We start from the raw sequence: 19919 nt of genomic DNA on the forward strand, positions 1-19919 counted from the left end.
ACACCTCGGGCCGTGCCGCCAGCTGCGGCTGGGGCTGTGCCGCCGGTTGCACGTCGGGCTGTGCCGTTGACTGCTGCTCAGGTTGTGCCGCCAGCTCCACCTCAGGCTGTGCCGCTGGCCGGGGCTGCGCCGCCCGCTGCGGGCGGGACGCCTGCCCCCACCTCTGCTCGGATCGCAGTCCCCGCCGCCGAGGCGCCAGCTTCGATCACGACGGTGACCCCAGCCCTCACACCCACGCCGCCACCTCCGACTCCGACGCCCGCCGCCGTTCTCGCTCCCGCTTCCGCGGCGGCTCCCGATTCCGCGCCGGCTCCCGATTCCGCGACAGCCGCTGCACCGATCGTTGCTCACGTTTCCGTTCGGGTCGTTGCGCCGGCCGCGGTTGTGGCCGTTGGCCCGGTTCCGCTCGGCCGCTGCACCAGCCACGGTCCCGGCCGTCGGTCCCGTTTCCGCGGCCAGTCCCAGCTCCGGCTGCTGGCCTCGGCCCCAGTTGCGGCGCCAGTGCTCGCTGCGGTCGGGTTTCGGGTTCCGCGCTTGGCGTCGGGTCCACCGCGACCTCCTGGGAGGGTCCCGCAGCATCAGTCGCGCCCACAACCCGCCCGCCTTGCGCGGCAGAAGACCGCCCGCCGCCGCGTGGTCCCACCCAACAAGCGACCACGGGCATTCCCACCCCCATGGCGGCGACATCGCAACCTCAACAACGGTTGTCGGTCCGGACGGCTTCCCGCGACACGCCCGCGCCCGCATCGAGATCAGTTGCATCCCGACCCCATCCGCCATCGTCGCGGCACCCCACGATCAGTCCACCGTGCCGACTCAGCGCCCTGGACCACTCATGCGGCTCGGGGCATGCCCGCCGACCGTTCGTGCGGCTCGGAGTGTGTCCTGCCCTGGACCGCTCGTCCGGCTGGGCGCGTTCCCCACACCGGACACATCGGCGCCGGCGCATGCTGCTGAGCTGTGCACGCGTGCCGGGTCGGATGCTCGGACTTCGGTCGGGTTTCGGGTTCCGCGCTCGGCATCGGGCTCACCGCGACCTCCGGGGAAGGCTGCCGCCAAACCAGTCACCCACACAACCCGCCTGCCCGGCACGGCAGAAGACCATCCGCCACCGGCGTGGACCACCCCAACGACCAGTGCACCGTGGCGACTCAGCAGCCCCGGACCACTCATGCAGCTCAGGGGCGTTCCCGCCCTGGACCGTTCGTGCGGCCGGGCGCATGCCCCACGCCGGACACGTATCAGCGCTGGCGCATGCCACTGAGCTGCGCACGTGCGCCGAGGCGCGCACGCGTGCCGGGTCGGATGCCGAGCCGGATGCGCGGCACGTGGACCGGGGTTAGGGCCGCCGCTGCCCCAGGTCAGCGGTCACTCCCAGAGCAGCGTCCGTCCCCAGGCAAGCCGCTGCTCGAGGCCGGCCACCCCCCTAACAAGGGGGGGTGGGTCATATCCAGCGGGAGCCTAGCCACATGCGGGAGAGCCATTCGGCGTTGGTGATCACGGTGGCGCTGTAGATGGGGTAGAAGTAGGCGAAGCAGATGGCGACCAGGGTGACGTACGCGCCGGCGACGATGGAGCCGATCAGGCGGTGGTCGCTGGCGGGGTTGACGTGGCGGGGCGGGCCGATGATGGCGCCCAGGACGTACACGACGGCGAGGATCAGGAAAGGCTCGGCGGGCAGGGCGTAGAAGTAGAACATCGTGCGGTGGGCCGGCATGGACTGGAACCAGGGGACGATGCCGGCGAGGGAGCAGGCCAGGATGAGCCAGGCGCGGCCGTCGCGGCGGGCGATCGCGAGCCAGGTGAGGGCGGCCAGCGCGGGCAGGAACGACCACCACAGGACCGGGGTGCCGAGCAGCAGCACCTGGGAGACGCAGCTGGCGGCGTCGCAGGGGCCGTCGGTGTTCACGTACATGCTGACGGGGCGGCCCAGCAGCAGCCACATCCACGGCCAGGACTGGTAGGGGTGCGGGGTGTCCAGGCCGGTGTGGAAGCCGTACGCCTCCTGGTGGTAGTGCCACAGGTTGACCAGCGGGTCGATGAGGCGGTCGCTGCCGAGGCCGTGCGCCTGCGCGTACCAGTGCCGGAAGTAACCGTCGTCGGAGGCGAACCAGCCGGTCCAGGTGGCGAGGTAGGTGACGACGATGAGGGCGCCGAACACGAGGAGCCACCGGCCGTCGCGCAGCAGCGCGGTGCTCACGTAGTTGGAGACGCCGGCGGTGCGGCGGGTGCCGGCGTCGAGCACGACGATCGCGGCGGCGAAGAGCAGGATGTACCACAGCGCGCTCCACTTGACGCCCGCCGCGAGCCCGAGCGAGACGGCGCACGCCAGCCGGTACCAGGGAACGCCGAGCCGCACCTGGGATGAGCCGGACTCCAGCGCCTCCAGCCACCTCGCGCGCCGCTGCTCGCGGTCCAGGACCAGGAAGTAGAAGGCGACCACGATCCAGAACATCAGGAAGATGTCCAGCAGCGCCGAACGGGACAGCACGAAGTGCATGCCGTCCAGGGACATCAGCAGGCCGGCGGTGGCGGCGAGGATCGTGGAGCGGAAGAGCTTCCGGGCGGCGAGGACGATCAGCAGGATCGAGATCACGCCGACCGTGACGGCGGCGATGCGCCAGCCGAAGGAGTTGTATCCGAAGATCTGCTCGCCGAGCCCGATCATCCACTTGCCGAGCGGCGGGTGGACCACGTACTGCGGGGTGTTGTCCTCGGGGTTCCACTCGACGCCGTGCTGGAGCAGGTCCCACGCCTCGTTGGCGTAATAGACCTCGTCGAAGATCGGCTCCCTCGGATGGGACAGGTTCACCATCCGAAGGAGCAGCCCGATCGCGGTGACCAGGATCGCGGCCAGCCAGAACCCTGGGGTGGCCGGCCCGGGCGGGGTCAGCCGGCGGCGTACGACGTCCGGCACTGTCCGCGCTTGCGTGGTCATCCGGTGATCGTAGGTGTATCGCCTCCCACGGGATGCCCCGGCGGGGGAGTCACTTCAGGCGGCCCCCCCGGCGGGGGAGTCACTTCAGGCGGCCCCCCCGGCGGGGGAGTCACTTCAGGTGACCGGCGGCGAGGCCGGACTGCACCTGGCGCTGGAACGCGAGGTACAGGACGAGGACGGGCAGCATCGCGATGGCCAGCCCGGCGAACAGGGCGCTGTAGTCGCCGGCGTACCCCTGGTTGACGGCGAGCGCGGTGAGGCCCTGCGTGAGCACCCAGTTCTTCTCCGCGCCCTCGCCCTGCATGAGGACGATCGGCAGCACGTACTGGTTCCAGTGCCCGAGCAGGTTGAAGATGCCGACGCTGATCAGGCCGGGCCGGGCCATCGGCAGCATGACGCGGAAGAACAGCCCGTAGTGCGTGCAGCCGTCCATCGTCGCGGCCTCGGCGACCTCGCTCGGCAGGGTCCGGAAGAACGCGGTGAGGAAGAAGACGGTGAAGGGCAGCGAGTAGGCGCTGTACACCAGGATCAGGCCGAGATGGGTGGAGAGCAGGCCGAGGTTCTTCACCACGAAGAACAGCGGGACGAGCGACAGGAAGACGGGGAACATCATGCCGCCGACGAACAGGAAGTAGACGGCACGGCTGCCGCGGAAGGTGTACCGGGCGAGCACGTAGGCGGCCATCGCGCCGAGCAGCATGGTGAGCGTGAGGGCGCCGCCGACGACGATGGCGGTGTTGAGGAAGTAGCGGCCGAGGTGGGCCTCGTTCCAGGCCCGGCTCCAGTTCTCGAAGCGCAGCTTCGACGGCAGGCTCCACGCGCTGGTGAGGATCTCGTTGTCGTCCTTGAACGCGCTGAGGATCGCCCAGAGGAGCGGGAACGTGGTGAGCACGGCCCAGCCGACGAGGACGGTGTGGGAGAAGGCGTTGGCGACGCGGAAGCGGCTTTTCACAGTTCGATCCGATCCCGGCGGGTGAGGCGCAGCGCGACGACCGCGACGGACAGCGTCAGGAAGAACATCGCGACCCCGATCGCGGAGGCGTAGCCGAACTTGTACTCGCCCATCGCCGTGTCGTACAGGCGCAGGCCGATGACGTCGGAGCTGTTGCCCGGACCGCCCAGCGTGATGATCTGGACGACGGCGAAGCCGTCGATGGCGAGGATCGCGAGGTACACCCACGCCACCTGGATGGTGTCCCACAGCAGCGGCACGGTGATCTTGCGCAGGGTCTCGCCGCGCTCGGCGCCGTCGAGCATCGCCGCCTCGTAGATCTCGCGGGGGATCGACTGCATGGCGGCGTTGAAGAGCACGACGTAGAAGCCGACGTTGCTCCACACCATGACCGCCAGGACGCACCAGAACGCGAAGTCGGGGACGCCGAGCCAGGGTTTCGCGAGGCCGTCGAGCCCGATGGTGCGCAGGAACCCGTTGAGGATGCCGCTGCGCGGGGCGTACACCTCCTTCCACAGCACGCCGATGATCGCCACCGACAGCACCTGGGGGAAGAAGTAGACGACGCGGTAGAACGCGGCGCCGCGCACGCCCCGCACGCCGGCCTTGTTGGACCGGCCGCCGATGGTGAGCATCGAGGCGAAGAACAACGCCAGCACGATCGTGAGGACCGGCAGGGCCACGAGAATGATGGCGTTGTTCTTCAGGGCGTTCCACACGTAGTGGTCCTGCAGGAGCCGGCTGAAGTTCTCCGGCCCCACGTACTCGTACTCCGGCGACAGTCCCCGCCAGTTGGTCAGCGAGATCTGGAACGCCTGCAGGTAGGGCGAGATGACGAACACGGCGTACAGCGCCAGTGGCGGTAGCAGGAACGTGAGCACGAACAGGCGCCGACCGTGCCGCATGGGTCAGCTCCGCTTGTACTTCGTGATCGAGGTGTCCTTGGCGATCTCGTCGGCGCCCTTCTGGCACGCCTCCACGAACTGCTGGGCGTTGATCCGCTTGGTGAACAGGTCGCCGCAGGCCGCGTCGACGAGGTTGCGCTCCAGCTTGCGGTAGAAGGAGTTGTACACCCAGTTGAAGCCCTTGTCGCCGGACGCCTTGAGCGCCTTCGTGACGCTGGTGAGGCCGGGCGGCAGCTCGACGCCCTCCTCGGCGCCCGCGACGCAGGTCAGGCTCGAGGTCTTGCGGGTGAAGTCCGCGGCGCCCTTCTTCGACAGCATGATGCGCATCAGCTCCATGCCGCCGTTGGCGTTCTTGGCCTTCGCGGGCACGATGTACGGCTCGCCGGCGGTCCCCCGCAGCGCCTCGAACGGCAGCTTGTCACCGCTGCTCAGGCTCGGCGTCGGCGCGATCGCCATCTTGAACGCGGGCGGCGTGACCTTCTTCTGCTCGCTCTCCAGCCACGAGCCGCAGGAGATGAAGACGGCGTTGCCCTTCGACCACTCGGTCTGCGACTGGATGTGGTCCAGGCCCTCGGAGCCCGGCAGGATGAAGCCGTCGACGGCGAGCTGCGAGTACGCGTCGGCGGCGGTCTTGATCGCCTCGTGCTTCCATGCGTTGGGTTCGAGGTTGTCGATGGCGAGCAGGACCTCCGGGCCGGCCAGCTTCGCCGCCGCGGACAGGATGGGCCAGCTCATGTACCGCGGGTGCTTGCCCTGGTACGTCCACGGCGCGATGCCGGCCGCCTTGATGGTCTTGCAGAGGGCGATCATCTCGTCCCACGTCTTCGGGTACTGCCAGCCCTTGTCGGCGAGGAGCTTCTCGTCGTACCAGATGCCGTAGGCGGTGTAGGCGTAGTTGAGCGCGAACACCTTGCCGTTGTAGGTGCCCGGCAGCAGCGCGCCCGGCAGCAGCGTGTCGCGGACCTTCTTGCCGGCGATGTCGAGGCTCGGCGCGTCGAGCAGCGGGGCGAGGTCGGTGAGCGCGTTCTGCGAGACGAGCCCGTTGAAGTCGATCTGGGCGGCGCCGGAGTTGTTGACCATGTCGGGCGGGCTGCCGTCGACGAACCGCGGCTGCAGCGTCTTGCCGATCTCCTGAGTGGCGGAGTGCTTGATCTCCGCCTTCGGGTACTTCTCCTTGTACATGGCCTCGTGGGCCTTGGCGTAGTCCTCGCCGAAGCCGCCGTTGAAGATGACGACCTCGAGCGGGGCGTCCTCCTTCACACCGAGCGGGTTGACGTTGCTCTTGTCACCCTGGGCGGCCTTGGAGTCCCCGCCGCCATCGCTCGTGGCACAGGCGCTCAGCGCGGCCGGGGCGGTGGCCAGCAGACCGGCGGTGGCCGCAGTCTGCAGGACGCCCCTGCGGGTCAGCGTGTTCATCCGTCGTGCTCCTTCGTTGGGGGTCGAGGGGGCGCTCGTTGGATCGAGAATGAAGGTTTCCAACGGAAGTTTCAAGAGTAGGAAGGTTCCTGCCAGGGGTTCGGGTCAAATATTGACGAAATCGTTGCCCGGTGCCGTCAGCCGCGTGTGTACGGCGGGAGCCACCGGCGCCCCGGTGAGGGCGGCGATCGCGAGGACGGCCGCGCCGGCTGCGCCGTCGCGGGCCTCGGCGGGCTCGACCCGGAACCGCAGCCGGACCCCTTCCCGGACCAGGTCCGCGACCGGGCCCTCGGTGAGCAGCACGGAGCCCGCGAGCACGACCGGCCGCGCCCGCTCCTCGGGTGCGCCGGCGGCCGTGTCGAGGGCGTGCAGCAGGTGCCCGGCGGCCTCGTACACGACCTCGCACGCGACCGCGTCGTCGTCCAGCGCGGCCCACCCGACGAGGGGCGCCAGGAGACCGAGTGCGGCGGGCGGCTGCCGGTACGCCACCCTGATCAACGCCTGCGCGTGCTCCTCCGGGTCCCCGGCGGCGTCCGCACCGAGGGCCTCCGTCACGGGTCCGGTGAGCCTGGTGGCGGGGCCGCGGCCGTCCAGGGCGCGCAGGACCGCCCGCAGCGCCTGGCGGCCCTGCCACACCGCCGACCCCTCGTCGCCGAGCAGCCATCCGTAGCCGTCGCAGCGCCGGGACGGCGTGCCGTCGCGGAACGCCACCGCCGCGGCGCCGGTGCCGCACAGCAGCAGCAGGCCGTCAGGGTCCGGGGTGCCGGCGGCGAACGCGACCTCGAGGTCGGTGACGCTGCGGAGCGTCCCGGCCGCGCCGGCTGCCCGCCAGGCTTCCTCGGCCGCCTCCCGGGCCTCGGCCCGCCCGGCGGCGGCGGCACCGGCGGCGCCGACCACCCCGTACGCCACCGCGGCCGGGTCGATACCGTTGAGTGCCTGGCGGAGCGCCTGCTCCAGGGCCTGCGCCGGGCGGCCTCCGCTGGAGTTCCGGTTGGCGCCGGCCGCGCGACCACGGCCGAGGACCTCGCCGTCGAGGGTGGCGACGACGCAACGGGTGCTGGTGGCGCCCGCGTCCACGCCGACTACCAGGGGTGCTCGCACCGGAACACCGTACTGCATTGACGAAAAGCGCGTGAGAACGGAAACTTTCCCACATGAAGGTGAGCCGGCAGTCCGCCGAGGGCGGCGCCACGTCCACCGCGGTGAAGATCCGAGGGCTGCTGCCCTCGCTCTCCCCGGCGGAGCAGCGAGTCGGACGGATCGTCGCCGACGAGTCCGCCACCGCCGCCCAGTTGACCATCACGGAGCTGTCGAAGCGGGCCGAGACGTCGGAGACGACCGTCATCCGGTTCTGCCGCGCCATCGGCTTCTCCGGCTATCCGGAGCTGCGGCTGCGACTCGCGGCGGAGGCGGGGCGGGCGCAGGACGACGGCGCCCCGGGCGAGGCGCCCGGCAGCGACATCAGCCAGACCGACGACCTCGCCACCGTCGTCAAGACGATCGCCTTCGCCGACGCCCGCGCCGTCGAGGACACCGCCGCCCAGCTCGACCTGGAGATCCTCCAGCGGGTCATCGACGCGGTCGCCGCCGCCCGCCGGGTCGACATCTACGGCGTCGGCGCCAGCGCGTTCGTCGCCCGCGACTTCCAGATGAAGCTGCACCGGGTCGGGCTCGTCGCCTACACCTGGTCGGACCTCCATCTGGCGCTCACCAGCGCGGCGCTGCTCGACGAGCGCGACGTGGCCATCGGCATCTCCCACACCGGCACGACCGTCGACACCATCGAGGCCTTCGGCGAGGCCGGCCGGCGCGGCGCCACGACCGTCGCGCTCACCAACTTCCCCAAGTCGCCGATCACCCGCATCGCCGACCTGACCCTCACCACCGCCGCCCGCGAGACCACGTTCCGGTCCGGGGCGATGGCCAGCCGCCTCGCGCAGCTCACCGTCGTCGACTGCGTGTTCGTCGGCGTCGCGCAGAAGACGTACGCACAAACGAAGGCGGCCGTGGAGAAAACCCGAGAAGCGGTCCGCAGCCGGCGGGTGCGACCGGAGCGGGGACCCTGGTGACCGTCTCGCCGCCGATCGCCCCGACGGAGGAACGCAACGCGCGGTCCCACCAGATCGACCAACTGCCCACCCTGCAGATCCTCGAGCTGATCAACGCCGAGGACGCGACCGTCGCCGCCGCGGTCGCCGCCGTGCTCCCCGACCTCGCCGAGGCCGTCGACGACTGCGTCGACGCGCTGCGCTCTGGGCACCGGCTGCATTACTTCGGCGCCGGCACGTCCGGCCGGATGGCCGTCCTCGACGCGACGGAGCTGCGCCCCACGTACGGTGTGGAGCCCGGCCACGTCGTCGCCCACCTCGCCGGCGGCACCCGCGCCCTCACCGACGCGGTCGAGGCGGCCGAGGACGACGCGGAGACCGGCTTCTCGACCGCCGGCGGCGTGCTCACCGCGGGCGACGTCGCGCTCGGCGTCACCGCCAGCGGCGGCACCCCGTTCGTCGGCGGCGCGCTGCGGGCCGCCCGCGACCGCGGCGCGCGCACCGTCCTGCTCTCCGCCAACCCCAACGCCGCCCTCGCCGAGTACGCCGACATCCACCTCGCCGTCGACACCGGCCCCGAGGTCGTCACCGGCTCCACCCGCATGAAGGCCGGCACCGCGCAGAAGCTCGTCCTCAACGCGCTGTCGACCGCCGTGATGGTGCGCCTCGGCCGCACGTACAGCAACCTCATGACCGACATGGTCGCCAGCAACGCGAAGCTGCGGGTGCGGCAGGTCCGCATGCTGGTCCAGGCGACCGGTCTGCCCGCCGACGCCTGCCAGGCCGCCCTCACCGCCGCCGGCGGCGAGGCCAAGGTGGCACTGGTGACCCTGCTCGCCCGCGTCGACGTCGACTCGGCCCGCCGCGCCCTGCGCGCCGCCGGCGGCGTCGTCCACCGCGCCCTGGACGCTCTTTAGTTCTGCCTTTTTAATTCGATTGGCAGCGCGTCGGCGCGCGCCTATCGTTGTCCATGTCAGCAACGACAGATCCCGGGAGTCACGATGATGAGCCACTGGACCGCACCGCAAGCGCCGGCGCGCGCTGCCGCGCTGCCCATGGCCCCCGTGGCGCATTGGGCGGACATGCCGCACACCGCGGGATGGTGCAGAGGCTAGATTCTTCAGCCTCTCCGCCGCCCGCCCCCTCCGGGGACCGGGCGGTTTTCTTTTTCTCATAGGGGCGTAGCTCAACTGGTTGAGCACCGGTCTCCAAAACCGACGGTTGCAGGTTCGAATCCTGTCGCCCCTGCGTCGTGCTTTGACAACTCCACAGTGGATGGCATTCGCTTCGGGAGCGACCGGCTTGGTGACCGGACCTGGTTTGGGACCAGGAAGCGCGGGGTTCGATTCCCCGGCTCCCGACTCTGCGTTTTCATTGGGGTTGTAGCTCAGTCGGTAGAGCGTCGGTGCGGCAGACCGAAGGCCCGGGGTTCGACTCCCCGCTTCTCCACTTCCTTTGGGAGCTCGGCTAACGGCAGGCCACGAGGTTTTGGTCCTCGCTGTGGGGGTTCGAATCCTCCGCTCCCAGCGTTCGTACGACATGCCCGGATAGCCCAACGGAAGAGGCGTCGCGCTCAGATCGCGGAGGTTCAGGGTTCGAATCCCTGGCCGGGTACGCAAGCCCTGTCGGTCCAGTCAGGAGTGGACGCCGCTCTGTCAAGGCGGAAATCGCCGGTTCGAATCCGGTACGGGGCGCAGTTCTCTGGGCTGAGCACTGGTGTGCAGCGTCGATTTGCAATCCTCGCCTGCTCGGTTCGATCCCGAGTCGGTCCACGCGGTTCAGGCCCGTGTAGCTCAACGGAAGAGCATCTGCCCTACAAGCAGACTGTTGGGGGTTCGAATCCCTCCGCGGGTACGCAAGCAGTTCCACCGTTCATGGCGTTCGTGGTGTACCGGCTGTGCACTCCAGGTCGTGGCCCTGGTGGTTCGGGTTCGACTCCCGACGATCGCCCTCTCCGAATGCCGTCCACTGTGGACCCACCGTGGGTACGGACGCTGGCTGTCCGGCCGCCCCTCATAAGGGCGGTGTGCCCGGATCGACACCGGGACCCACGACCCTGCACGCCGGCATCCTTGCCGCGGACCGAGGTCCGCGCGTCCTGCGGGGCCGCTGCTACGAGTGCCGGTCGCCGCCCGGGCCGGTGAGCCGGTGGACGACGGGGGCGGGCTCCGGTGCCGGCGCTGGACGTTCGGGCCGTTGGTACCCGGATTCGAGCCTGTTCCCGTCACCGTCGACGATCCAGGCGTCGCCGTCGTTGCAGTACACCGCCATCGCGTCGGGGTAGTAGTTGATGTCGAACGGGGTGTTGGTCTTCGCCGAAGCGGGAAGGTCAGGCGGCCGTGGTGTCGGGGGCGCTCAGGATCTCGAGGAGGCCCAGCAGGCTGAGCACGCGGCGGACGCCGGGGCTGGGGTGGACGATGTACAGGTCGCTGTGGTTGCCGCGGGCGTGGGCGCGGGCGGCGACCAGCTTGCCGATGCCGGTCGAGTCGATGAAGGACACGAGGCTCAGGTCGACCTCGACGGCGGTGGCGTGGACGTCGTCGATGGCGCGGTGGAGGATGGTGCGCAGCTGGGCGACGTTCTCCATGGTGACCTCGCCCGCAACCCTGACGCGGAGCGCCTGGTTGGGCATCGGGTCGACCGTGATGTGCAACTCCGGGAATACCGCGAAACGATCGACCTCGTTCATCTGGCTCACCTTCTCGCAATCCGAGCCGCTCTCACGATACGGGTTGCGCGCCACTCCCGCATCCATCGAAAGATCGAACCAGGCCAGAAAACCCTCGGTCAGGCGACGCCGGTGGGGCGGAACTGGACGCTGACGCGGGGGCCGACCGGGCGGGCGGTCTTGGGGATCGCGTGCTCCCAGGTGCGCTGGCAGGAGCCGCCCATGACGATCAGGTCGCCGTGGCCGAGCGGGAAGCGGATGCTGTCGCCGCCGCCGCGGGGGCGCAGCAGGAGGGTGCGGGGCGAGCCGAAGGAGACGATCGCGACCATGGTGTCGAAGCGGGCGCCGCGGCCGATGGTGTCGCCGTGCCAGGCGACGCTGTCGCGGCCGTCGCGGTAGAGGCACATGCCGGCGGTGACGAAGGGCTCGCCGAGCTCCTCGACATAGTGCCGGGTCAGGTCGCGGCGGGCCTCGGTGAGCAGCGGGTGCGGCAGCTCGTCGCGCTCGCCATACCACCGCAGGAGGCGCGGGACGTCGACGACGCCGTCATACATCTTGCGGCGCTCGGCGCGCCAGTCCACCTCGTGCAGCAACGTCGACAGGACCGCGTCGGAGCCGAGGACCCAGCCCGGAAGGTGGTCGACCCAGGCGCCGCGGCTCAGCTCGTGGCGCACCATGCCGCCGGTGAGTGGCCCCACCGCGGGCATGACCGTGTCCAGCATCGAAGGCTGGTACGCGACGTCCATCATGCGATCGATGCTACACCCGCATTCGTACAGACGTACGAGCAACACGCGAACCCCGCGAACCCGTATCGTATGGGTCACCATGAGTAGCCGGAAGATCGATCGCAGCTACGAGCCCGACGCCGGCGCCGTCCGGGTGACGGGGTATGCGCGGGCCCGGGCGGTGCTGCGCAGCACGGACACGGTCCAGGCGGGCCTCGGCGTGGAGACGGTCGAGAAGCTGCCGCCGAGCATCCGCCGCCCGGTGCTGTACCGCGACGGCGAGGAGCACCGGGAGCACCGCAGGCAGACCGCGCGGTACTTCACCCCGCGGCGGGTCGACGAGCACTACCGCGACCTCATGGAGCGGGCGGCGGAGCAGCAGATCGAGACGCTCCGGCAGCAGGGGACGGTCGATCTCGCCAAGCTCAGCTTCCGCATGGCGATCGAGGTCGTGTGCGCGGTGATCGGCCTGACGGAGAGCCGTCCCGGCCTGGACCGGCGGCTCGACCGGTTCTTCCCGGAGAAGTTCGGCAAGCCCGGGTTCACCAGCCTCAACGGGATCTACTGGGTGTTCAAGCAGAACTTCCAGTTCCTCGGCATCTACCTCGCCGACGTGCGGCCGGCGGTCAAGGTCAGGCGCCGGCAGCGCCGGGACGACCTGATCTCGCACCTGATCGACGAGGGCTGCCGCGACGGCGAGATCCTCGGCGAGTGCCTGACCTTCGCCGCGGCCGGCATGGTCACCACCCGCGAGTTCGTCAACGTCGTCGCCTGGCACCTGTTCACCGACGACGCCCTTCGCGACCGGTACACCGGCGGCGACGACACCACGAGGGTGGCGCTGCTGCACGAGCTGCTGCGGCTGGAGCCCGTCGTGGGCAACCTCAAGCGGCGCACGACCGGCCCCGTGGAGGACATCCCGGACGGCAGGCTGATCGACATCGACGTCAGCACCGCGAACCTGGAGCGCGTGGACGAGGGCCCGGGGCTTTCGTTCGGCGACGGCCCGCACAAGTGCCCGGGCGCCTACGTCGCCGTCCAGGAGGCCGACATCTTCCTCCGCAAGCTCTTCGCGCAGCCGCGGCTCACCATGGTCAAACCGCCGCGGGTCACGAAGAAGCCGGACATCTCGAGCTACGAGCTCAGGGACTTCATGATCACCGTGCGACCGCAAGGGTAGGCGCGGGCGCCAGCGACACGGCCGTCGGATCGTCGATCATCCGCTCGACGATCACCCCGGCCCCGCCGCGGGCGGCCGCCGTGAAGCCCAGGTGCGACGCGACGAAGTGGCAGCGCGCCGCCGTGCTGGCGACCGCCATCCGGGCCAGGTTCGCCTGCGCGGACGGGATCAGGTGGTCGGCGAGCTCCGCGAAGTAGCCGCCGAGCACGATCACCCGCGGGTTGAAGAGGTTGACCAGGATCGCGCCGCCGTGCCCGAGCCAGTGCCCGACCTCCGCGACCGCCGCCGCCACCGCCTTGTCCCCGCGCGCGAGCCGCCGCAGCACCTCGGCGACCCGCTCCTCGGGGTCCGGGATCGGCCCCTGCTCCAGGCCGTAGGCGACGTCCGGGGTGGCGCGGCGGACCAGCTCGGCGAGGCCGACCTTGGTCTCCCAGCAGCCGGTGCGGCCGCAGCCGCACTTCGACCCGCCGGGCTCGACCGGCAGGTGGCCGACCTCGCCGGAGAAGCCGTCGGCGCCGCGCAGCAGCCGGCCGTTGACGATGACGCCGCCGCCGACGCCCACCTCTCCGGTGAGGTAGACGAGGTCGTCGGTGCCGGCGGCGACCCCCCACGTGTACTCGGCCTGCGCGGCCAGGTTGGCGTCGTTGTCGACCATGATCCAGAGGTCCGGGTCGAGGCCGTGCGCGAGGCGGGTGGCGACCGGGACGTCGCGCCAGCCGAGGTTGGGGGCGAGCACGACCACGCCGCGGCCCACGTCGACGAGGCCGGGCACGGCGACGGTGAGCCCGACCGGGGTCACGCCGCGGCGGACCAGCTCCGCCAGGGTCCGCTGGGCGGCCTGGGTCAGGTCGTCGAGGCAGCGCTCCACGTCGCGGCCCTTGGCGTCGAAGCTGACCCGCTTCTCGATGACGGTGCGCCCGGTGAGGTCGCTGCCGTGCACCGCGAGGTAGTCGACGTTGATCTCGATGCCGACGGCGCCGACGTCGGGGGAGAGGGCGATGCCGCGGCCGGGGCGCCCGGCGCTGCCGGAGTGCTCGGTGCCGATCTCGCGCACGAGCCGCCGGCTCAGCAGCTCGTCGACGAGGCTCGAGACGGTCGCCTTGTGCAAGCCGGTTGCGGCGGCGATCGCGGCCCGGGACCGCGGTCCGTTGGTGCGGATGTGCCGCAGGGTCCGGCTCAGATTGGCGCGGCGCAGGGCGAGTTGGTCCGTGGGCTCGTCGACGGAACCGGCGCCGGCCCGCTCCTTGCTAGCCATCGAACGACCCCCATCCAAACACCATCGACGCAGCTCATTCGTCGGTCAGTCCGACGAATCAACCACGAAACATCCCGGCAACACCAGACCTGCGGGCAACGAATCCAGAACGTTTCGAAACTCCGTTCGGGCCGTGTGTCGAGGTGCCCACGATCCAACGCAAGAACCCCACGGGATGCCACAGAACCGCGCGCTTGCTGATTCCAGTGACACCCGTTGACTTATCGGTAGCATGTCTGCAACATTTGGGCCAACCCGATGCAAGATTCCAACAAGACGCCGTCAGAGTCGCGCCGTGACCCGTCCGCCAACAGGTCCACCGCGCATCCCCCGTCTCCGGAGGCACCGCTGTGCCCGTTCGCGCCCCGCCACACCCCGGTCCGAAGACCGGGTCAGCCGCCGTTGACTGAAGACCGCACCGCCACTGCACGAGGGATCCACAACGTCCCTCGCGGAGCCGCCAACTCCCCGCACCGCACCACACCCCTGAACGAAGGATCGCGATGAGTAAGAGGCACGTGACGCGAAGGGTGCTCTCGGCGTTCGCCGTGGCAGCCCTGGTCGCGGTTACGGCTCACATGCTGCCGGCGCAGGCCGCCGGCGGCACCAACCTCGCCAGCGGCCGACCCGCCACGTCGAGCAGCACCAACGGCGCCAACGGCATCGGCAACATCAACGACGGCAACCAGGCCTCCTACTGGGAGAGCGCCAACAACGCCTTCCCGCAGTGGGCGCAGATCGACCTGGGCAGCGCGAAGAACATCGACCAGATCAAGCTGAAGCTGCCCAACGACACCGCCTGGGCGACGCGGACGCAGACGCTGTCGGTGACCGGCAGTCAGGACGGCACCTCGTTCAGCACGATCGTCGGCTCCGTCGGGTACAGCTTCAACCCCGCGCAGCAGAACACCGTCACCATCAACTTCACGGCGTCGAACGCGCGCTACGTGCGGCTGAACCTCACCGCCAACACCGGCTGGCCGGCCGCGCAGATCTCCGAGTTCGAGATCTACGGCGTCGCGTCGTCGAGCAGCAACCTCGCCGCCGGCAAGACGTTCTCCTCCAGCAGCACCAACGGCCAGTACACGGCCGCCAACGCCGGCGACGGCAACCAGGCGTCCTACTGGGAGAGCACCGGCGCGCTGCCGCAGTGGGTGCAGGTCGACCTCGGCTCGGCCGTGCCGGTCAGCTCCGTCGTGCTGAAGCTGCCCACCAACTGGGGCACCCGCACCCAGACGCTGACCCTGCAGAGCAGCACCACCGGCAGCACGTTCACCAACATCCTCGGCTCCGCGCCGTACGAGTTCAACCAGGGCACCGGCAACACGGTGACCATCCCGTTCACCCAGCTGACCACCCGTTACATCCGGGTGAGCATCTCGGCGAACACGGGCTGGGCCGCCGCGCAGCTGTCCGAGCTCGAGGTGTACGGACCGTCCACCGGTGACACGCAGGCGCCGACCGCGCCGTCGAACCTCGCGCTCACCGAGCCGGCCAGCGGCCAGATCAAGCTGACCTGGTCCGCCTCCACCGACAACAGCGGCTCCATCGCGGGCTACGACGTCTACGCCAACGGCGCGCTGCGCACCAGCGTCGCGGGCACCGTCCTGACCTACACCGACTCGCAGCCCGACACCGCCACCGTGCAGTACTTCGTGAAGGCGCGGGACGCGGCCGGCAACGAGTCGGCGCAGAGCAACACGGTCACCCGCACCGGCACCGTCGTCGACACGCAGGCGCCGACCGCGCCGACCAACCTCGCGTACACCCAGCCGGCCAGCGGCCAGATCAAGCTGACCTGGGGCGCGTCGACGGACAACAGCGGCTCGATCGGCCGCTACGACATCTACGCCAACGGCTCCTACCGGGCGAACGTGGCCGGCACGGTCCTCACGTACACGGACAACCAGCCCGACACGGCGACGGTGTCCTACCAGGTGAAGGCGGTCGACGGCGCGGGCAACCAGTCCGCGGCCAGCAACACGGTAACTCGTACTGGCACCGGCAACCCGCCGGTCGGCACCAACCTGGCGCTCGGCAAGCCGATCACCGCCAACGGCTCGGTCTTCACGTTCGTGCCGGCCAACGCCAACGACAACAGCGTCACCACCTACTGGGAGGGTGCGGGCGGCTTCCCGGCCACCCTGACCTCGACGCTGGGCGCCAACGCCGACATCAGCAAGATCACGCTGAAGCTCGACCCCAGCACCGCGTGGGGCGCGCGGACCCAGAACATCGAGGTCCTCGGCCGTGAGCAGAGCGCGTCCGGCCTCACCAGCCTGGTGCCGGCCCGCGACTACCGCTTCGACCCGGCCACCGGCAACAGCGTCGACATCACGCTGACCGCCCGCGTCGCCGACGTCCAGCTGAAGATCAACTCGAACACCGGCGCCCCGTCGGGCCAGATCGCGGAGTTCCAGGTGTACGGCGTCGCGGCGCCGAACCCGGACCTGGTCGTCACCGCCATCTCCAGCTCGCCGGCGAACCCGATCGAGACCGACGCGGTCAGCCTCACGGCCACGGTGAAGAACCAGGGCACGGCCGGCTCCGCGGCGACGAACGTCAAGTTCTACTTCGGCACCACGCTCGTCGGCACGGCCAACGTCGGCGCCCTCGCCGCCGGTGCCAGCACCAACGTGACGGCCAGCATCGGCGCCCGCGACGCGGGCTCCTACACGCCGATCGCGAAGGTCGACGAGAGCAACACGGTCGTCGAGCAGGACGACGCGAACAACACGTTCACCGGGTCGGCGTTCACCGTCGCGCCCGTGCAGACGTCCGACCTGCTCGCGTCGCCGTCGGGCTGGTCGCCGAGCAACCCGTCGGCCGGCAACACCGTCACGTTCTCCGTCGCCATCAAGAACCAGGGCACCCAGGCCTCCGCCGGTGGCGCCCACGGCATCACGGTGACCATCAAGGACGCCACCAGCGGCGCGACCGTCAAGACGCTGACCGGCTCCTACACCGGCGTCATCAACGCCGGCGCCACCACCGCCCCGGTCAACCTGGGCACGTGGACCGCGGCGAACGGCAAGTACACGGTGACCACGGTGATCGCCGCGGACACCAACGAGCTGTCGGTCAAGCAGGCCAACAACACCTCCACCACCTCGTTCTTCGTCGGCCGCGGCGCGAACATGCCGTACGACATGTACGAGGCCGAGGACGGCACCGTCGGCGGCGGCGCGCAGGTCGTCGGGCCGAACCGCACCGTCGGCGACATCGCCGGTGAGGCGTCGGGCCGCCGCGCGGTCAACCTGAACAGCACCGGCAACTACGTCCAGTGGACCACCAAGGCGCAGACCAACACCCTGGTCGTGCGGTTCTCGATCCCGGACAACACCAACACCACGCTCAACATCTACGTCAACGGCACGTACCTGAAGAACATCGCCCTGACGTCGAAGTACGCGTGGCTGTACGGCAACGAGACGGCGCCGCAGAACTCCGGCACCGGCCCGCGCCACATCTACGACGAGGCGAACGTCCTGCTCGGCACCACGGTCGCGGCCGGTGCCACGATCAAGCTGCAGAAGGACGCCGCCAACACGGGCCCGATCGCGGTCGACTTCATCAACCTCGAGCAGGCCACGGTCATCCCGAACCCGGACCCGACGAAGTACATCGTCCCGGCCGGCTTCACCCACCAGGACGTGGACAACGCCCTGAGCCAGGCCCGGCAGAGCACCACCGCGCTCGGTGTCTACCTGCCGCCCGGCGACTACCAGACGGCCAGCAAGTTCCAGGTCTACGGCAAGGCGATCAAGGTCATCGGCGCCGGCCCGTGGTTCACCCGGTTCTACGCACCGTCCACGCAGGACAACACCGACGTGGGCTTCCGGGCCGACTCGACCGCCAACGGCTCGACGTTCTCCGGCTTCGCGTACTTCGGTAACTACATCATCCGCAACGACGGTCCCGGCAAGGTCTTCGACTGGTCCAACGTGGCCAACATGACGATCGACAACATCTGGACCGAGCACATGGTCTGCATGTACTGGGGTGCCAACACGGACTTCGTGACGATCAAGAACTCGCGGATCCGGGACACCTTCGCCGACGGCATCAACATGACCAACGGCAGCACGAACAACCTGGTGACCAACAACGACGCCCGCTCGACCGGTGACGATGCCTTCGCGCTGTTCTCGGCGATCGACGCGGGTGGCTCGGACGAGAAGGACAACGTCTACGAGAACCTGTCCACGACCCTGACCTGGCGTGCCGCCGGGCTCGCGGTCTACGGCGGGTACGCGAACACGTTCCGGAACATCTACATCGCGGACACCCTGGTCTACAGCGGCATCACCATCAGCTCGCTCGACTTCGGCTACCCGATGAACGGCTTCGGTGCGAGCCCGCCCACCCAGTTCTCGAACATCTCCATCGTCCGCGCCGGCGGCCACTTCTGGGGCAGCCAGGTCTTCGGAGCCATCTGGGTGTTCTCCGCATCCAAGGTGTTCCAGGGCATCCGGGTCAACGACGTGGACATCATCGACCCGACCTACTCCGGCATCATGTTCCAGACGAACTATGTCGGCGGCTCCCCGCAGAACCCGATCACGGACACCATCTTCACGAATGTGTCGATCTCCGGCGCCCAGCGCTCCGGTGACGCGTTCGACGCGAAGTCCGGCTACGCGATCTGGGCGAACGAGCTGCCGGAGCCCGGCCAGGGCCCGGCCCGGGGCGCGGTCACGTTCAACCACCTGACGCTGTCGAACAACTACATCGACATCAGGAACCTGAACCCGACCCTGCTCGTCATCACCATCAACCCGTAACTGGTTCCACCAAGGGGCCGTCGGTTCATCCGACGGCCCCTTGCAGTCTCCGGACACCTTCCCGCAGCTGGTTCGGCGGCGCCGCGGCGAACGTCAGCCGCAGGTAGGCGCCGTCGGGCTCGGCCGCGAACCACGGCCGCCCGGGAAACACCACCACCTGCCGGGCCGCCGCCTCGTTGGTGACCGCCACGTCGTCCATGCCCTGCGGGAGCCGTGCCCACACGTGCAGGCCACCGGCCGGCACGAGTGGCGTCCGCAGCGTCGGTACGTGCACCGCGAGGGCTTCCGTCAGCGCTTCGCGCCTCGCCCGCAGCTCCGTGCGCAGCGCCTTCAGGTGCCGCGGCCACGCCGGCGACGTCACCAGGTCCAGCGCCGCCTGCTGCAGCGGGCCGGCGACGAAGAAGTCGTCGAGGACCCGCGCCGCCCGCAGCCGCGCGCCGGCCGCCCCGCGGGCACCGATCGCCGCCACCCGCAGCCCGGGCGCCGCGGACTTCGTCAGCGACCGCAGGTACACCACGTGCCCGTGCGGGTCGTCGGCGACGAGCGGGCGCGGCGGGTCGCCGTCGATCGCGAGGTCCCGGGCGTAGTCGTCCTCCAGCAGGAACGCGCCGGCGTTCCGGACCGCCGCCATCACCTCGGGGCGGCGGGCCGCCGCGAGGGTGGCGCCGTGCGGGTTCGCGTACAGCGGCTGGCAGTAGAAGAGCCGCGCGCCCGTGCGCCGGAAGGCGGCCTCGAGCAGGTCGGGCCGCACCCCCTCGGCGTCGGCCGGCACCGGCACGACCCGCAGCCCGGCGGCCCGCGCGGCGGCGAGCGCACCGAGATACGTCGGCGCCTCCACCAGGATCGGGTCGCCGGGCGCGCACAGCGCGCGGAACGCGGTCGACAGCGCCGACTGCCCGCCGGGGCAGATGTTCATGTCCTCGGCCCGCAGCTCGCCGCCGGCCGTCCGGGCGAACCAGGCCCGCAGGTCCTCCCGGCCCTCGACCGGCCCGCGCTGCCACGCCGCCGGCTGCCGGGCCGCCCCGGCGAGGGCCGCGCCCAGCGC

The 19919-nt window shown here is 70.2% G+C and carries 14 protein-coding genes and 7 tRNA genes; 11 read left to right on the plus strand and 10 right to left on the minus strand.

Annotation, left to right across the window (positions count from 1 at the left end; genetic code table 11):
- Positions 1-1444: 1444 nt before the first annotated feature.
- From AB0J72_RS55455 to AB0J72_RS55475, 5 genes are all read right to left on the minus strand, one after another.
- A complete protein-coding gene (locus AB0J72_RS55455) occupies positions 1445-2938 on the minus strand; it encodes a phospholipid carrier-dependent glycosyltransferase (protein ID WP_363416274.1) in 1494 nt (497 codons plus the stop codon).
- 109 nt (positions 2939-3047) lie between these two features.
- Positions 3048-3890, minus strand: a complete 843-nt coding sequence (locus AB0J72_RS55460; RefSeq protein ID WP_363416277.1) for a carbohydrate ABC transporter permease — start codon at positions 3888-3890, stop codon at positions 3048-3050.
- Complete coding sequence (locus AB0J72_RS55465; protein ID WP_363416280.1) at positions 3887-4795, minus strand: sugar ABC transporter permease; 909 nt, start codon at positions 4793-4795, stop codon at positions 3887-3889. Before AB0J72_RS55465 ends, AB0J72_RS55460 begins: the two co-directional genes overlap by 4 nt.
- A gap of 3 nt (positions 4796-4798) precedes the next feature.
- Positions 4799-6211, minus strand: coding sequence for an N-acetylglucosamine/diacetylchitobiose ABC transporter substrate-binding protein (gene ngcE / locus AB0J72_RS55470; protein WP_363416283.1), 1413 nt, complete (start codon positions 6209-6211; stop codon positions 4799-4801).
- Positions 6212-6316: 105 nt separating this feature from the next.
- Positions 6317-7312 (minus strand): BadF/BadG/BcrA/BcrD ATPase family protein, encoded by a 996-nt coding sequence (locus AB0J72_RS55475; protein WP_363416286.1) that lies wholly within the window; start codon positions 7310-7312, stop codon positions 6317-6319.
- 53 nt (positions 7313-7365) lie between these two features.
- Between AB0J72_RS55475 and AB0J72_RS55480 the strand changes: the two genes are divergently transcribed.
- The 9 genes from AB0J72_RS55480 to AB0J72_RS55520 all read left to right on the plus strand — a co-directional run bounded on the left by AB0J72_RS55480 (position 7366) and on the right by AB0J72_RS55520 (position 10113).
- Positions 7366-8280: a MurR/RpiR family transcriptional regulator gene (locus AB0J72_RS55480; RefSeq protein ID WP_344502457.1), complete on the plus strand. Its 915-nt coding sequence runs from the start codon at positions 7366-7368 to the stop codon at positions 8278-8280.
- Entirely contained in the window at positions 8277-9176 is a 900-nt protein-coding gene (murQ, locus tag AB0J72_RS55485; protein WP_363416289.1) for an N-acetylmuramic acid 6-phosphate etherase, read from the plus strand. Before AB0J72_RS55480 ends, murQ begins: the two co-directional genes overlap by 4 nt.
- 258 nt (positions 9177-9434) lie before the next feature.
- Positions 9435-9507: transfer RNA gene (locus AB0J72_RS55490), tRNA-Trp, on the plus strand.
- 40 nt (positions 9508-9547) lie between these two features.
- Positions 9548-9620, plus strand: a tRNA-Pro gene (locus AB0J72_RS55495).
- A 15-nt stretch (positions 9621-9635) separates the two neighbouring features.
- Positions 9636-9708 (plus strand) — tRNA-Ala (locus AB0J72_RS55500).
- Between the two features lie 7 nt (positions 9709-9715).
- Positions 9716-9786: transfer RNA gene (locus AB0J72_RS55505), tRNA-Gln, on the plus strand.
- 13 nt (positions 9787-9799) lie between these two features.
- Positions 9800-9874 (plus strand) — tRNA-Leu (locus tag AB0J72_RS55510).
- Between the two features lie 4 nt (positions 9875-9878).
- A tRNA-Asp gene (locus tag AB0J72_RS55515) sits at positions 9879-9953 on the plus strand.
- 88 nt (positions 9954-10041) lie between these two features.
- Positions 10042-10113 (plus strand) — tRNA-Val (locus AB0J72_RS55520).
- A gap of 258 nt (positions 10114-10371) precedes the next feature.
- On the opposite strand, the gene AB0J72_RS55525 is transcribed toward AB0J72_RS55520, so the two are convergent.
- The 3 genes from AB0J72_RS55525 to AB0J72_RS55535 all read right to left on the minus strand — a co-directional run bounded on the left by AB0J72_RS55525 (position 10372) and on the right by AB0J72_RS55535 (position 11673).
- A complete protein-coding gene (locus AB0J72_RS55525; protein WP_363416292.1) occupies positions 10372-10530 on the minus strand; it encodes a hypothetical protein in 159 nt (52 codons plus the stop codon).
- Between the two features lie 58 nt (positions 10531-10588).
- The gene (locus AB0J72_RS55530) at positions 10589-10948 is read right to left on the minus strand and encodes an STAS domain-containing protein (protein ID WP_360573468.1); all 360 of its coding nucleotides are present in this window, start codon (positions 10946-10948) and stop codon (positions 10589-10591) included.
- Between the two features lie 98 nt (positions 10949-11046).
- The gene (locus AB0J72_RS55535) at positions 11047-11673 is read right to left on the minus strand and encodes an alpha-ketoglutarate-dependent dioxygenase AlkB (RefSeq protein WP_344502800.1); all 627 of its coding nucleotides are present in this window, start codon (positions 11671-11673) and stop codon (positions 11047-11049) included.
- Between the two features lie 82 nt (positions 11674-11755).
- Between AB0J72_RS55535 and AB0J72_RS55540 the strand changes: the two genes are divergently transcribed.
- Positions 11756-12835 carry a cytochrome P450 gene (locus tag AB0J72_RS55540; RefSeq protein WP_363416295.1) on the plus strand — a complete coding sequence of 360 codons (1080 nt, stop codon included), beginning with the start codon at positions 11756-11758 and terminating at the stop codon, positions 12833-12835.
- On the opposite strand, the gene AB0J72_RS55545 is transcribed toward AB0J72_RS55540, so the two are convergent.
- On the minus strand, positions 12813-14090 hold the full coding sequence (locus tag AB0J72_RS55545) for an ROK family transcriptional regulator (protein ID WP_363416298.1): 1278 nt from the start codon (positions 14088-14090) through the stop codon (positions 12813-12815). The genes AB0J72_RS55540 and AB0J72_RS55545 overlap by 23 nt on opposite strands.
- 503 nt (positions 14091-14593) lie before the next feature.
- On the opposite strand from AB0J72_RS55545, the gene AB0J72_RS55550 reads away from it, so the two are divergent.
- Complete coding sequence (locus AB0J72_RS55550; RefSeq protein WP_363416301.1) at positions 14594-18874, plus strand: discoidin domain-containing protein; 4281 nt, start codon at positions 14594-14596, stop codon at positions 18872-18874.
- A gap of 25 nt (positions 18875-18899) precedes the next feature.
- On the opposite strand, the gene AB0J72_RS55555 is transcribed toward AB0J72_RS55550, so the two are convergent.
- On the minus strand, positions 18900-19919 hold a 1020-nt coding region (locus AB0J72_RS55555; protein WP_363416304.1), incomplete at its 5' end, for a PLP-dependent aminotransferase family protein.

The organism is Dactylosporangium sp. NPDC049742 (assembly GCF_040674675.1).
GTDB classification, from domain to species: domain Bacteria; phylum Actinomycetota; class Actinomycetes; order Mycobacteriales; family Micromonosporaceae; genus Dactylosporangium; species Dactylosporangium maewongense.

Bases quoted from the DNA above. Each gene is read 5' to 3' on its own strand.
- AB0J72_RS55545 (WP_363416298.1), bottom strand. From the start codon at position 14,090: ATGGCTAGCAAGGAGCGGGCCGGCGCCGGTTCCGTCGACGAGCCCACG.
- AB0J72_RS55525 (WP_363416292.1), bottom strand. From the start codon at position 10,530: ATGGCGGTGTACTGCAACGACGGCGACGCCTGGATCGTCGACGGTGAC.
- AB0J72_RS55550 (WP_363416301.1), top strand. From the start codon at position 14,594: ATGAGTAAGAGGCACGTGACGCGAAGGGTGCTCTCGGCGTTCGCCGTG.
- AB0J72_RS55465 (WP_363416280.1), bottom strand. From the start codon at position 4,795: ATGCGGCACGGTCGGCGCCTGTTCGTGCTCACGTTCCTGCTACCGCCA.
- AB0J72_RS55540 (WP_363416295.1), top strand. From the start codon at position 11,756: ATGAGTAGCCGGAAGATCGATCGCAGCTACGAGCCCGACGCCGGCGCC.
- AB0J72_RS55535 (WP_344502800.1), bottom strand. From the start codon at position 11,673: ATGGACGTCGCGTACCAGCCTTCGATGCTGGACACGGTCATGCCCGCG.
- ngcE (WP_363416283.1), bottom strand. From the start codon at position 6,211: ATGAACACGCTGACCCGCAGGGGCGTCCTGCAGACTGCGGCCACCGCC.
- AB0J72_RS55480 (WP_344502457.1), top strand. From the start codon at position 7,366: ATGAAGGTGAGCCGGCAGTCCGCCGAGGGCGGCGCCACGTCCACCGCG.
- AB0J72_RS55530 (WP_360573468.1), bottom strand. From the start codon at position 10,948: ATGAACGAGGTCGATCGTTTCGCGGTATTCCCGGAGTTGCACATCACG.
- AB0J72_RS55455 (WP_363416274.1), bottom strand. From the start codon at position 2,938: ATGACCACGCAAGCGCGGACAGTGCCGGACGTCGTACGCCGCCGGCTG.